This is a genomic window from Janthinobacterium sp. GW822-FHT07A03, from assembly GCF_058798815.1.
In genome coordinates this window covers 680849-695207 of record NZ_JBXAKW010000001.1, presented here as the reverse complement: position 1 = coordinate 695207, position 14359 = coordinate 680849, and the positions used below count along the sequence as shown (strand labels likewise).

At 65.1% G+C, this 14359-nt stretch carries 6 protein-coding genes; all 6 read right to left on the bottom strand.

Translation table 11 applies throughout. The features are described from left to right. Nucleotides 1–82: 82 nt before the first annotated feature. Nucleotides 83–2212: a PAS domain-containing sensor histidine kinase gene (locus AC1RJW_RS03190; protein WP_493043373.1), complete on the bottom strand. Its 2130-nt coding sequence runs from the start codon at nucleotides 2210–2212 to the stop codon at nucleotides 83–85. Then, nucleotides 2209–4821, bottom strand: coding sequence for a chemotaxis protein CheB (locus AC1RJW_RS03185; protein ID WP_493043371.1), 2613 nt, complete (start codon nucleotides 4819–4821; stop codon nucleotides 2209–2211). The genes AC1RJW_RS03190 and AC1RJW_RS03185 overlap by 4 nt, the downstream gene beginning before the upstream one ends. Nucleotides 4822–4951: 130 nt before the next feature. Further along, nucleotides 4952–6373, bottom strand: a complete 1422-nt coding sequence (locus tag AC1RJW_RS03180) for an efflux transporter outer membrane subunit (RefSeq protein ID WP_493043369.1) — start codon at nucleotides 6371–6373, stop codon at nucleotides 4952–4954. Next, nucleotides 6370–9618 (bottom strand): efflux RND transporter permease subunit, encoded by a 3249-nt coding sequence (locus AC1RJW_RS03175; protein ID WP_493043367.1) that lies wholly within the window; start codon nucleotides 9616–9618, stop codon nucleotides 6370–6372. Before AC1RJW_RS03175 ends, AC1RJW_RS03180 begins: the two co-directional genes overlap by 4 nt. Next, on the bottom strand, nucleotides 9615–12737 hold the full coding sequence (locus AC1RJW_RS03170) for an efflux RND transporter permease subunit (RefSeq protein WP_493043365.1): 3123 nt from the start codon (nucleotides 12735–12737) through the stop codon (nucleotides 9615–9617). The genes AC1RJW_RS03175 and AC1RJW_RS03170 overlap by 4 nt, the downstream gene beginning before the upstream one ends. Continuing rightward, the gene (locus tag AC1RJW_RS03165; protein WP_493043363.1) at nucleotides 12734–14086 is read right to left on the bottom strand and encodes an efflux RND transporter periplasmic adaptor subunit; all 1353 of its coding nucleotides are present in this window, start codon (nucleotides 14084–14086) and stop codon (nucleotides 12734–12736) included. The genes AC1RJW_RS03170 and AC1RJW_RS03165 overlap by 4 nt, the downstream gene beginning before the upstream one ends. Between the last annotated feature and the right edge of the window lie 273 nt (nucleotides 14087–14359).

The following is a 14359-nucleotide window of genomic DNA, read 5'->3' as shown; positions in this document are numbered from 1 at the left end:
GCCCCTCCATGAATAGCAGGCGAAAGTATAGCCTGTCCAAGGGGCCTGAGTCGGCAAAAATTAACCCATTGCAATTTCTGTATCAGGCGGACGGACGCCCCACGCCCTGCAGGGGAATCTGCAATGCCAGCCGGCAACCGGCGCCCGATACCGGCAAGCCCACCTCGAAATGCCCGCCCAGCGCCGTCACCCGCTCGGCGATGCCGATCAGGCCAAAACACTGTTTCTTGCGCTGCTGCTGCGGCGTGATGCCGATGCCGTTGTCGCTGATGGCCACGTACACGGCGCAGGCATCCGAACTGAGCTCGATCTCGACCTGGCTGGCCTGGGCATGCCGCATGACGTTGCTGAGCGCTTCCTGCACGATGCGGAACAGCACGATCTCGGCCTGGCTGCCGATGGCGGCAAACAGGGCCTCGTCGCGGATCAGCAGGCGGCAGGCGACGCCGCTGCGCTTGCGGAAGTCGCCCACCTGCCATTCGATGGCGGCCTGCAAGCCCAGGTCCAGCGCCATCGGGCGCAGCTCGTTCATGATGCCGCGCACGCTCTTGATGGTGGTGTCTACATTGCTGAGCACGGCGCCGACGCGGCGGTGCAGGCGCGGATGGGAACCCTCGGTGCGCGCGCTGAGCATGGAAATGTCGATGCGCAGCGCCAGCAGGTTTTGCCCCAGTTCATCGTGGATATCGCGCGAAATACGCTTGCGCTCGTCTTCCTTGGCCGTTTCCAGGTGCAGCGCCAGCTGGCGCAGCTGCGCGTGCGACTGGCGCAGGGCGCCGTCCATCAGCTTGCGTTCCGTGATGTCCGTGTGCGCCACCACCACGCGCAGCGGCCCTTCGCCGAGAAAACGGCTGATCCTTGCCTGCGACCAGCGGGGCCCTGAGCGCGTGGTAAATTCGTATTCGAGCGCAAACGTGTCGGCCGTGCCCGCAATGACGGAGCGGATGCCGGCGGCCAGTTCGCGTCCGGCGCTGCGCTGCCAGCGCGGGTCCGTCTCGCAAAATTCCAGGTACTTCAGCGGCCGTGGCGTTTGTCCGACGAAGGCCAGGCACGCCTGATTGGCATGCACGACGCTGCCCGCCTGGTCCAGCACCAGCACCCGGTCCGTCAGCGAATCGATGGTGGCGTGAAAGAAACGCTCGGCATCGCGCAAGGCTTCCTGCGCCCGCTCGCGCTGGTGCACTTCCAGCTGCAGGTGCTGGTTGGCCCGCAGCAATTCGGCCGTGCGGTCGACAACCCGCTGGTCCAGCTCGCGGTGCAGTTCGCGCAAGTCCGCCTCGGCCAGCTTGCGCTCGGTGATATCGGAAAACACGCCGACAAAATGGCTGATGGCGCCGTCCTGGCTGCGCATGGGCGTGATCGACAGCGATTCAACGAAGCGCTCGCCATTCTTGCGCCGGTTCACCAGCTCGCCATACCAGCTGCCATCCTGGTGCAGGCTGCGCCACATGGCTTCATAAAACTGCGGCAAATGCGTGCCGCCGCCGAGGAAGGACGGATCGCGCCCGATGGCTTCCTCCGCCTGGTAGCCGGTGATGGTGGTGAAGGCGGGGTTGACGGAAATGATGCGGTTGCCGCTGTCCGTCACCAGCACGCCTTCGCGGATGCTGTCGAGGATGACGAAGGCGCGCCGCAAGGCCGATTCGCGCGCATGCTCGTCGCCCAGGTCCGTCACCAGCATGCGCGCCGTGGCGCTGGCCGCGTCGAAATTGGCCTCGATGCGCACCATGCCGCCCATGCCGCCCGCCTCGCCTTCGAACAGCTGCGCTTCGAGTACCTGGCGCGCGCCGCTGCTGAAGACGGCGTCGAGGAAGCGGCGGAAGCTGCCCTGCGCCTGGGGCGCGACGAATTGCTCGAAGCGCCGCCCCAGCAGCTGGTTCTTGTCGCGCTGCAACAAGCCGCAAGCCGCCACGTTGACCCGCGTGATGACGCCTTCGCGCGCCAGCGAAAAGTAGCTGACGGGCGCCTGTTCATACAGCTGCGCATAACGGTCGCGGCTGCTTTCAAATTCATTCTTCAGCTGTTCCAGCTCGGCCAGGGCCGCACTCTGCATTTCCAGCTCGATCTGGCTGACCTGCAATTCATGCATCTGGCGCATCACCTCTTCATTCGACTGCGGCGGCGCTACGGACTGGCGCTGCTGCGCCGCCAATTGCTCGGCCTGCTCTCGCAATCCGCCCGGCCCGCTACCCTCGTCGAATGGTTCGCTCATGAGGCGTTCTCTCCTGCTTTCCCGTCTGCCACGGCGCCGGACTGGATCTGGCGCAGCTGGGCTTCCAGTACCTTCGACTCGGTAATGTTAATAAAGGTCACCACCACGCCATCGATGACATTTTCCACCGTGCGGTACGGCATGATGCGCACGTTGTACCAGCGCCCGTTCTTGGTCTGCACCTGCCGTTCGCAAAACACCAGGCTGCGGATGACTTCCAGCGCGTCCGCCTCCAGGTTCGGGTAGGCCAGGTCGTTGACGATGTCGCTGAGCGGGCGGCGCAAGTCCGTCTGGATCAGCTTGTAGATTTGCGTGGCCGGCGCCGTGAAGCGGCGGATGCGCAGTTCGCTGTCGAGGAAGATGGTGGCAATATCGGTACTATTGAGCAGGTTTTTCATGTCACTGTTGACCAGCGACAAATCGTCGACCTTCGATTGCAGCTCGGCATTGACCGTGTACAACTCTTCATTGAGCGACTGCATTTCTTCCTTCGAGGTGGTCAGCTCTTCGTTCGCAGATTGCAACTCTTCATTGGTCGACTGCAATTCCTCGTTAGCCGATTTCAATTCTTCGCGCGAGGTCTGCATCTCGTCGCGCACGGCCTGGATTTCATTGCGCGCCTGGATCAGCTGCTGCTCCAGTTCCAGCACCTTGGGGTTCGGCGAACGGCCCCGGCGCGCGGCAGCTGCCAGCGGCACGCTGGCAAACGTGACGAAGACCATGCCGCGCAGCGCTTCGGGCTGGCGCAACGCTTCCGCCGTCAAATCCACGCCCTGCGCCTGTCCTGCGTGATCCTTGAGCACCAGGCCTTTCAGGCGTACCAGGCTGTCGCTTTGCAGCGCCTGCGTGATCAGGCCCGCCAGCTCGTAGCGCAAGCCGTCGCGCGCCATCGCGTGGATATTCCAGTTGGCCTTGCCTGCGGCCGGTTCCAGGAAGGCGCCCGTGCGCCCGTTGATATACAGGATGTCCCCATCCTGATTCAGCAGCACGGCCGCAGGCGAGTATTTCTGGAGCAACAATTGCTCGACATGGGATTGAATTTTTCCGGGCATGCTGACTTCTCTCGTGTCGCTGGGGGGGGGAGGAGTGGCCGACGATACCTTCGTGGGAAAGTACGTCAGCAAGCGCTGGCGCGCCAGGTTGTCGAGGCGGCGGTACAGCCGGGTCGACGTGGTCAGCGGCGAAAACAGGTCGGAAAAATGACCGGGCGTGTCGGCGCTGCCCAACAGCAAAACGCCATCGCGGTTCAAGGCGTAGTGAAACAGGGGAATCAAACGCTGCTGCAACTTGGCATTGAGATAGATCAACAGGTTGCGGCAGCACAGGATATCGAGCTTGGTGAACGGCGGATCCGAAATGATGTTTTGCTGGGCAAAGATGATCATGTTGCGGATCTCTTTCCTGACCAGGTAATCGTTCTTGTCCTGCAAGAAAAACCGTTCCAGGCGCTCGGTCGACACATCGCTGCTGATCGTTGACGGAAACCGGCCCTGGCGCGCGCGGTCGATGGCGTCGGCCGACAGGTCGGTGGCAAAGATCTGCAGGCTGTACTTCGACGGCGGATTGCTGCTGGCCACCACTTCATGGAAGACCATGGCCAGCGAATACGCTTCCTCTCCCGTGGAACAGGCGGGAATCCAGGCCTTGAAGGCACGCCCGTCCGGGTGGGCCGCCAGCATCTGCGGCAAGACCACCATTTTCAGGTATTCCCACACTTTCGGGTCGCGGAAAAAATTCGTGACGCCAATCAGCAATTCCTTGAACAGCAGGTCGATTTCCCCGGGATTGTTGCGCAGATAGGGAATGTACTCTTCCATCGAGGTCATCTGGTACAAGCTCATGCGGCGCTCGATGCGGCGCAGCACCGTATTGATCTTGTAGTCCGAGAAGCTGTTGCCCGTATGTTCGGACAGCAGGGCGACAATTTCCTGCAAGGCATTGCGCCCGCTCGGCTCCCTGCCCGGCAACTCCAGGAAGCTGCTGCGAAACAGGTAACTGACGATCTTTTCCGGCATCTTGTCGGGAAAATCGACGAGGTCCACCGCGTCGGCAGCGATGGCGCTTTGCGGCATCATGTCGAACTTGGCCGTATCGGGATGCTGCGCCAGGGTCAGGCCGCCCGCCTGCTTGATGGCCTGCAAGCCGCGCGTGCCGTCACTGCCCATGCCGGACAGAATCACGCCCACGGCCAGCTCGCCCAGCTCGGCCGCCAGGCTTTCGAAAAAGGCATTGATGGGCAAGCGGTGTCCGCGCAGCTGCAGCGGTTCGCTGAGCAGGAAACGTCCCTTCGACAGGCCCAGGTCGGCATTCGACGGTATCACATAGATATGGTTGGGCCGCAATGTCGTCTGGTGCGTGATTTCCGTGACGGGAATGCTGGTGGCGCGCTGCAACAGTTCCGGCAACAGGGCTTTTTGCGTGGGATCAAGGTGCTGGATCACCACATAGGCGATGCCGCTCTCCAGCGGCACGTGGGTCAGGAAAGAGACAATAGGGTCGAGTCCGCCAGCTGAAGCGCCGATGGCCACCACGGGAAACCCGATGGTGGGCGCTTCAGGAACAGTAGGCAGGCCAGCCAGACTGGTTTTGTTGCGTTTGCGGTTTATCATCGTCTGCAAGAAACCAGCCTCGGCAAACCTTGCCATGGCCGGCAATTGATAATCTTGCATTCTAGCACTCAAGCAGCGCGTGAAAACGCGAATTTGGCGCAGGTTTTTCGGCCTGCGCCAGCCTGTCCCCTTACTGCGCCTGCGGCACGTGCCAGCCGCCGCCCAGCGACTGGATCAGGGCCACGGCCGTCGTCTGGCGGTCCGCCTGGGCCTGCACCAGCGAACGGCGCGCCGACAGGGCCGTCACCTGCGCCGTCACCACGTCCGTGTAGCCGACCTGGCCCGCGTTGTAGCGGTTCAGCATCTGCTGTTCGACCTGGTCGGCGGCCGACGACGCCTGCTGGCGCAAGGCCAGCTGCTCGGCCAGCGCGCGCGTGGCCGACAACTGGTCTTCCACGGCGCCAAAGGCACTCAATACCGTCTGGCGGTAGCGCGCCACGGCCGCCTCATGGCCCGCCTTGGCCGCGTCCACGCTGGCCGTGGTGGCGCCCGCGTTGAACAGGGTCTGCGCGGCTGACACGCCCAGCGACCACAGGCTCGACGATGCATTGAACAGGTCGCCCACCTTGCTGGCGCCGGAACCATACGACCCCGTCAGGTTCAGGCTCGGATAGTAGGCCGAGCGGGCGATGCCGATCTGTTCGTTGGCCACGGCCACCCTGCGCTCGGCGGCGGCGATGTCGGGGCGGCGCTGCAGCAGGGTCGACGGCACGCCCAGCGGCACCTCGGGCACGGTCAGGGTCCACGGCGCCACGGCCAGGCTGAAGTCGGACGGCGCCTTGCCCAACAGGATGGCGATCGCGTGTTCCAGCTGCGCGCGGGCGCGCGTCTGGCTCGACAGGTCGATCTGCGCATTGGCCAGCTGCGTCTGCGCCTGCAGCAGGTCGGACTTGGCGGCGATGCCCGAGTTAAAACGGTTGCCGGTGATCTCCAGCACGCGCTTGTAGCCATCGATGGTGGCGTTCAGCAGCGCGATCTGCGCATCGCTCTGGCGCAGCGAAAAGTAATTCGTGGCCAGCTCGCCCTGCGCCGACAGGCGCGCGGCGGCCAGGTCCGCCGCGCTGGCGGCCGCGCTGGCGTCGGCCCCCGTCACGCCGGCGCGCAGCTTGCCCCACACGTCCGGTTCCCACGAGGCGCCGATGGCGGCCTTGAAGTTGTTGTTCGTCTGCTGCTCGCCCCCGCCACCGGAGCGGGCGCCGCTGCCCGTCAGGTTCACGGTGGGGAACAGCGAGGCGCGCTGTTCGCGCACCAGCGCGCGCGCCTGCTCGTACGACGCGATGGCGGCCGCCACGTTCTGGTTCGATATGTCGATGCCTTCGGCCAGCTGGTTCAGCTGCGCGTCGCCGAACAGGGTCCACCACGGGCCCCGCTCCAGGGTGTCGGCCGGCGCGGCAGGCTGCCAGCCGGCCGCCTCCTTGAACGTTTGCGGCGCGGCGGCCGTCGGCGTTTCATACGCGGGGCTGACGGCGCAGCCGGCCAGCAGGACGGCAGCAGCCACGGCCAGCAGACGGCGTGCGGGAACGGCGGAGGAAATAGGTTTTACTTGCTTCATGATTGTGTGCTCGGGTTATCTGGCCCAGGAATGCGGCTCAATTGCTGTTCGTCGGCGCTGCGCGTGCGCAGCTTGTCGAGCAGGATGTAGACCACCGGGGTGGTCAGCAATGTGAGTAACTGGCTGGCGATCAGGCCGCCGATGATGGCGACCCCCAAGGGCTGGCGTAGCTCTGACCCCTCGCCGAAACCGATCGCCAGCGGCAAGGCGCCAAGCGCCGCCGCCAGGGTGGTCATCAGAATGGGGCGGAAACGCAGCAAACATGCCTCGCGCACCGCTTCCACCGCTGTCAGTCCGCGCGAACGCTCGGCCTCCAGCGCGAAGTCGATGATCAATATAGCATTTTTCTTGACGATACCGATCAACAGGAACACGCCGATCAGGGCGATGATGGAAAACTCCATGCGGAACAGCAGCAAGGCCAGCACGGCGCCCACCCCCGCCGAGGGCAAGGTCGACAGCACGGTGACGGGATGGATCAGGCTTTCGTACAGGATGCCCAGCACGATGTAGATCACCACGATGGCCGCCAGGATCAAGAGCGGCTGCTCCTTGTTGCTGTCCTGCGCGCTCTTTGCCGAACCCTGGAAGCTGCCGCGCACGTTGACCGGCATGCCGATTTCCGACTCCGCCTGGGCCACGGCGGCCTGCCCGTCGCTGAGCGGATAGCCGTCGGCCAGGTTGAACGACACGGTGGTGGCCAGTTCCCCGCCCTGGTGGTTGATCGAGGTCGCCGTCGAGCTTTCCGCAAAGCTGCTGAACGACGACAGCGGCACCATGTGCGCCAGGGTGGTGGACAGGGCCGAGCCGCTGGACGGGTCGCGCGCCGCCGTCGTGTTGGACGCCGCCGCGCCCGTCGCCGCCGCGGTGGCGCTGGCCGTCGTGCCGGTCGTGGCGGCGACGGCCGCCGCATTCGACGCCGGCACATACACGGAGCGCAGGGCTTCCGGGCTTTGCGCATAGCGGGGCGCCACTTCCATGATCACGTGGTACTGGTTCAGCTCATCGTAGATGGTCGCCACCTGGCGCTGGCCGAAGCTGTTGTACAGCGCATTGTCGATATCCTTGACCTGCACGCCCAGCTGCGTGGCGCGGTCCTTGTCGATGGAAACAAAGGTTTCCACGCCGTTTTCCGCCTGGTCCGTGTCGACGTCGATCAGGGCCGGCTGCATCTTCATCTGGTCGGCCAATTTCGCCGCCCATTTCTTCAGGTCCGCCTGGTTGTCGCTGATCAGGGTGTACTGGTACGTGGAATTGCTCGAGCGCCCGCCCATGCGCAAATCCTGCACGGGGTTGAGGAACAGCGAGATGCCCGTCACCTTGGCCAGCTGCGGACGCAGGCGGGCGATCACGGCTTGCCCCTTGTCCGTGCGCTGCGACGCCGGTTTCAGGTCGATGAACATGAAGCCGCCCCCTGCCCGTCCGCCGCCCGTAAAGCCGACGACGGTGGCGACGGCCGGATCGTCCTTGATGATGTCGACCAGCTGGCGCAATTTACTCTGCATGGCCTGGAACGAGATGCTCTGGTCGGCGCGCATGCCGCCATTGATCTGGCCCGTATCCTGCTGCGGAAAGAAGCCCTTGGGCGCGGCCGCGAACAGGTACACGTTCAAGCCGACGACGAAGACGAGGATGGTCATCACCAGCGCGGCGCTCGACAGCGCCCAGTCCAGGCAGTGTTCATACACCTTCAGCATGCGCTCGAAACCCCGCTCGAACCAGCGCGCGACAGCGCCCGGCTTTTTATGCTGCTGGCCGCTTTTCAGCAGCCAGGCGCACATCATCGGCGTGGTCGTGAGCGAGATTACCAGCGAAATCATCACGGCGGCCGACAAGGTGACGGCAAATTCGCGGAACAGCCGTCCCACCTGCCCGCCCATGAACAGCAGCGGAATGAAAACGGCCACCAGCGACAGGCTGATCGACAGCACGGTAAAACCCACTTCGCGCGCACCCAGCAGGGCCGCCTTGAAACGGTCCATGCCGGCCTCGATGTGGCGCTGCGTGTTTTCCAGCACCACGATGGCATCATCGACGACAAATCCCGTGGCCACCGTGAGCGCCATCAAGGAAAGGTTATTCAGGCTGAAACCCAGCATGTACATCACGCCAAAGGTGCCCAGCAGGGAAACGATGGTGGCCACGGCCGGGATGATGGTGGCGCGCACGCTGCGCAAAAAGGCGCTGACCACCAGCACCACCAGCACGATGGACAGGATCAGGGTGAATTCGATCTCGTGCAGGGACGAGCGGATGGAGTTGGTGCTGTCGGACGCCACCTGCAGCTTGATGTCGCCCGGCAGCTGCGACTGCAGTTGCGGCAGCAGCGCGCGCACGCCGTCCACCGTGGCGATGACGTTGGCGCCCGGCTGGCGCGTGATCAGCACGATGACGGCCGGGTCGCCATTGAACAGGCCCAGGGTATTCGTGTTTTCCACGCCGTCGACCACTTCGGCCACGTCGTCGAGGCGGATGGCGGCGCCGTCGCGCCAGGCCACCACCAGGCTGCGGTAGTCGGCCGCGCTGCGTCCGCCCGAAGCCGTCGCCGCGCCCGAATAGATCTGCAGGCTGCGCTCGTCGCCGGAAATCGCCCCCTTGGGCCGGTTGGCGTTGCTGGCCTGGATGGCCGCGCGCACGTCTTCCATCGACACGGCATAGTGATTGAGCTGGTACGGCAGCAGTTCCACGCGCACGGCGGGCAGCGAACCGCCGCCCAGCTCCACGTCGCCCACGCCTTTGACCTGCGCCACCTTTTGCTGCACCAGGTTCGACACGGCATCGTAGATCTGGCCCGGCGTGCGCGTTTTCGACGTCAGCGCCAGGATGATCACGGGCGCGTCGGACGGATTGGCCTTGCGGTAGGTGGGATTGCTGCGCAGGGTGGCCGGCAAGTCCACGCGCGAGGCGGCAATCGCGGCCTGCACTTCGCGCGCGGCCGAATCGATCTTGCGATTCAGGTCGAACTGCAAATTGATGCGCGCCGAACCCGTGCCCGACGACGACGTCATCTCGTTCACGCCCGAGATCACGCCCAGGCGCCGCTCCAGCGGCGTGGCCACCGAGGTGGCCATGGTCGCGGGGCTGGCGCCGGGCAGGCTGGCGCTGACGGAAATGGTCGGATAATCGACCTGCGGCAGCGGCGAGACGGGCAGCACGAAGAACGCGCCGATGCCCGCCAGCGCGATGCCGATGGTCAGCAGCACGGTGGCGATGGGCCGCTTGACGAACGGTTCGGACAGGTTCACGCGGCGCTCCCCGCGTTATCGGCCGGCTTGTCCAGGTTCACGCCGCCTTTCGCCTTGCCGGCAAAGCGCTGGCCCAGGCGGTCGAAGCCCAGGTAGATGACCGGAGTGGTGAACAAGGTCAGCACCTGGCTGACGATCAGGCCGCCGAAGATGGCCAGGCCCAGCGGACGGCGCAATTCGGCGCCCTCGCCCCAGCCCAGCATCAGCGGCACGGCCGCGAACAGGGCCGCCAGGGTGGTCATCAGGATGGGACGAAAACGCAGCAGCGCCGCCTGGTGAATGGCTTCCTGCGGGCTTTTTCCTTCATCGCGCTCGGCCTCGATGGCGAAGTCGATCATCATGATGGCGTTCTTTTTCACAATGCCGATCAGCAGGATGATGCCGATGATGCCGATCACGCCCAGGTCCTGCCCGGAAATCATCAGCGCCAGCAAGGCGCCCACGCCGGCCGACGGCAGGGTCGACAGGATCGTCAGCGGGTGGATGTAGCTTTCATACAGCACGCCCAGCACGATGTACACGCAGACGACGGCGGCAAGAATGAGCCACAGCTGGTTCGACAGCGAGTTTTCATACGCGCCGGCCGCGCCGAGGAACGTCAGTGTCACCGATGGCGGCAAGGCGATATCCTTTGCCGCCTGGCGGATGGCGTCGACGGCGCTGCCCAGGGCCACGCCTTGCGTCGTATCAAAGCCGAGCGTCGTGGCCGGGTATTGCGCCACGTGCGTGATCTGCAGCGGCGCCTGTTTTTCGCTGACGCTGGCAAAGGCGGACAGCGGCGTCGACTTGCCGGAACCCGTGCGCACCTGCAGGTCCGACAGGTCGGCCGGCGTGGTGACGATGCCCGGTTGCGCTTCGAGGATCACGCGGTACTGGTTGGTTTCCGTGAAAATCGTCGAAATGATGCGCTGGCCGAAGGCGTTATACAAGGCGTCGTCGACGGTGGCCGTGGTGACGGACATGCGCGCAGCGCTGTCGCGGTCGATGGCCACGGTGACGGCGGCGCCCGTGGCGCCCGCATCCGTGACGACGTTGCGCAACTGCGATTTTTCGCGCATGCGCGCCGCCAGCTTGCCCGCCCACTCGGTGACGGTGGCCGTGTCGGCCCCTTCGAGCGAGACGCGGTATTGCGTCGGTCCCGATTCCGCGTCGATGGTCAGATCCTGCGTCGGCTGCAGGTACAGGGTCACGCCAGCCACCTGGGTCACGCGGTTGCGCAGGCGTTCCATGATCTCGTCCTGGGTGCCGCTGCGCGGACGCTTGAGATTGATCAGCATGCTACCCGTGTGCAGCATGGTATTGTTGGCCGCATCGACACCGACGAGGGAACTCAAGGTATCGACAGCGGGGTCTTCCAGCAGTGCGCTGGCGGCGGCCTGCTGCAAGGCAGCCATGCGTTCGTACGAGACGGCTTGCGAGGTTTCGATGCGCGCCTGCAGCTGGCCCGTGTCCTGCGTGGGGAACAGGCCTTTCGGGATGGTGATGTACAAGATCACCGTCAGCAGCAAGGTGGCCAGAGCCACCAGCAGGGTCAGTCCCTGGCGTTTCAAGACCCACACCAGCGCAAGGTCGTACTGATGGATGACCTTGTCGAGGAAAGCCTGAATGCGCTGGCCCGTGGCGCTGATTTTTTCATCGGCGTGGCTTTTCAGCCAGCGCGCCGACATCATCGGCACCAGGGTCAGCGACACGACGGCGGAAATGAGGATGGTGATGGCCAGGGTCATGGCAAATTCGCGGAACAAGCGGCCCACCACGTCGCCCATGAACAGCAGGGGAATCAGCACGGCGATCAGGGAGACGGTGAGCGAGATGATGGTAAAGCCGATCTGCGACGCGCCCTTCAGGGCGGCGGCCATCGGCGTTTCGCCCTCTTCGATGTAGCGGGCGATGTTTTCGATCATGACGATGGCGTCATCGACGACGAAGCCCGTGGCGATGGTCAGGGCCATCAAGGAGAGGTTGTTCAGGCTGTAGCCGAGCAAATACATGACGCCGCAGGCGCCGATCAGCGAAATCGGCACGGACAGGCTGGCGATCACCGTGGCGCGCAGGCTGTGCAAAAAGGCGAAGATCACCAGCACCACCAGCAGCACGGACAACAGCAGTTCCATTTCCACGTGCTCGACGGAGGCGCGGATGCCCGTCGTGCGGTCGCTCAGCACGTCGAGCTTCATGGCCGCCGGCAGGCTGGCCTGCAGGTCGGGCAGCAGGGCCTTGATGGCGTCCACCGTCTTGATGACGTTGGCGCCGGGCTGGCGCTGCACGTTCAGGATGATGGCCGGCTGCTTGCCCGACCAGGCACCGAGGCGCGTGTTTTCCGCGCTGTCGACGACATTGGCCACGTCAGCCAGGCGCACGGGTGCGCCGTTTTTATACGTGATGATCAAACGCTTGTAGTCTTCCGCCGTCACCAGCTGGTCGTTGGCGTTGATGGTAAACGAGCGCGTGGGGCCGTCGAAACTGCCCTTGGCGCTGTTGACGTTGGCCGCCGCGATGGCCGTGCGCAGGCTGTCGAGGCCCAGGCCGTACGAGGCCAGCAATTTGGTGTCGCCCTGGATGCGCACGGCGGGACGCTGGCCGCCCGACAGCGAAACGAGGCCCACGCCGTTGACCTGGCTGATCTTCAGCGCCAGGCGCGTGTTGACGATGTTCTGCACCTGCGTCAGCGGCATCGTGTCCGAGGTAATCGCCAGCGTCAGCACGGGCGCGTCGGCCGGGTTGATCTTGGCGTACACGGGCGGCGCCGGCAAATCGGTCGGCAGCAAGGAACCGCCCGCGTTGATGGCGGCCTGCACTTCCTGCTCGGCCACGTCCAGGGTCTGGCCCAGGGTGAATTGCAGGGTGATGAGGGAAACGCCGGCCGCGCTGGTGGAACTCATGCGCTGCAAGCCCGACATCTGCCCGAACTGGCGCTCCAGCGGCGCCGTGACCGTCTGCCCCATGACTTCGGGGCTGGCGCCCGGATACAGCGTCTGCACCTGGATGGTGGGGAAGTCCACCTGCGGCAAGGCGGCCAGCGGCAGGAACTTGAAGCCGACCAGCCCCGCCAGCACGATGGCCAGCATCAGCAGCGCCGTGGCGACGGGGCGCTTGATGAACGGCGTCGATGGACTCATTGCGCTGCGCCCTTCGCCGAAGCGGAGGCCGGTGCGCCGGCCGCGCCGCCACTGCCATCCGCCTGCTGGCGGCGGTGGTGGCGTTCGCCGTTCGCGCCAGCGGCACCGCCGGCACCGCGCGCGCCGGCCGGCTTGTCGCCCGCCAGCGTGACTTTCGCGCCTTCCTTCAGGCGGTCGGCGCCTTCCGTGATGACTTGCTCTCCCGCTTCCAGACCGGCGCGGATTTCCACCATGTCGGTGGTGGCCTGGCCCCGCGTGACCATGCGCACGGTGACGGTCTTGTCCGCTTTCAGCACATACACAAAGTCGCCATTATTGCTGTGACGCAGGGCCGTGACGGGCACCAGCACGGCGCCCGTGATGTTGCCCAGTTCCAGCCGCACGTTGACAAACTGGCTGGGGAACAGCGCCATCTTGTCATTCGTGTAGCGGGCCTTGGCGCGCACGGTGCCCGTCTGCACGTCGACCTGGTTGTCCAGCGCCGTCAGGCTGCCCTTGTCCAGGGTATGCGTGCGCGTGCGGTCCAGCGCCAGCGCCGCCAGGGCCGAACCGCCATTCAGGCGTTCCTGGATGGTCTGCACCTTATCCTGCGGCACGGAGAATTCCACGTCGATGGGCGAGAGCTGCGTCACCACCACCACGCCGCCCGCGTCGCTGGTGCTCACCAGGTTGCCGATATCGACCACCTTCAGGCCCGCGCGGCCGCTGATCGGCGACACTACCCTGGTGTAGCCCAGGTTCAGCCTGGCCGTGCCTTCGGCGGCGCGGTCGGTCATGACGGTGCCTTCCAGCTGCTTGACCAGGGCGGCCTGCGTGTCGACGTCCTGGCGCGCGATGGAATCCTGGCCCAGCAGGGTTTGATAGCGCTTCAGGGTGAGGCGCGCGTTTTCCAGCTGCGCTTCATCGCGCTGGCGCTGGCCCGTGGCCTGCATCAGCGCCATCTCGAACTGCGCCGGGTCGATCTGCGCCACCACCTGGCCCGCCTTGACCATGCCGCCTTCCTTGAATTTCAGCTCCTTCAAGATGCCCGACACCTGCGGGCGCACCGTCACGGTGGACGCGGCCGTCACCGTGCCCAGCGCATCGAGCACCACGGGCAGGTCGGACTTCACGGCCGTGGCCACGCCGACGGTGGTCGAGGGCGCGCCGCGGCGTCCGCCCGGGCCGCCCGGGCCGCCCGGACCGCCGGGGCCGCCGGCACCGGCGCCGCCCTGGGCGCTGGCGCCGGAATGGGTCAGGTACCAGGCACCGCCGCCCAGCGCGGCCATCACTGCCAGCGCGATGACGCTACCGACGATTTTCGAGCGGCGGCTGCGCCGTGGGGTATGGGGTGCTGTCTGCGAATCCATCGCTTATCCTTGTAGTGGCCGCTGGCACGGCGAGTCTGTGGCGCCGGCCGAGGTGATACACACTCAGGCCGGACGACCGTTTTTCGGGGTTGAATGAGCTGCAAAGCGCCGGGAGTCAAGAGCTGAAGATCAGCTGAAAAAGCCACACTCCCATCGTGAAACGACTCTAGCATAGTCATGTAACTGTTTCATTTCTACTTGAAACAATTACACACAGCCAGGCAGGCGGTCGCTGGCAGCCTGCGGCCGCCGTGGCGTGGCCGCCAAGGGGGA

Bases quoted from the DNA above. Each gene is read 5' to 3' on its own strand.
- AC1RJW_RS03165 (WP_493043363.1), bottom strand. From the start codon at position 14,086: ATGGATTCGCAGACAGCACCCCATACCCCACGGCGCAGCCGCCGCTCG.
- AC1RJW_RS03190 (WP_493043373.1), bottom strand. From the start codon at position 2,212: ATGAGCGAACCATTCGACGAGGGTAGCGGGCCGGGCGGATTGCGAGAG.
- AC1RJW_RS03170 (WP_493043365.1), bottom strand. From the start codon at position 12,737: ATGAGTCCATCGACGCCGTTCATCAAGCGCCCCGTCGCCACGGCGCTG.
- AC1RJW_RS03180 (WP_493043369.1), bottom strand. From the start codon at position 6,373: ATGAAGCAAGTAAAACCTATTTCCTCCGCCGTTCCCGCACGCCGTCTG.
- AC1RJW_RS03185 (WP_493043371.1), bottom strand. From the start codon at position 4,821: ATGATAAACCGCAAACGCAACAAAACCAGTCTGGCTGGCCTGCCTACT.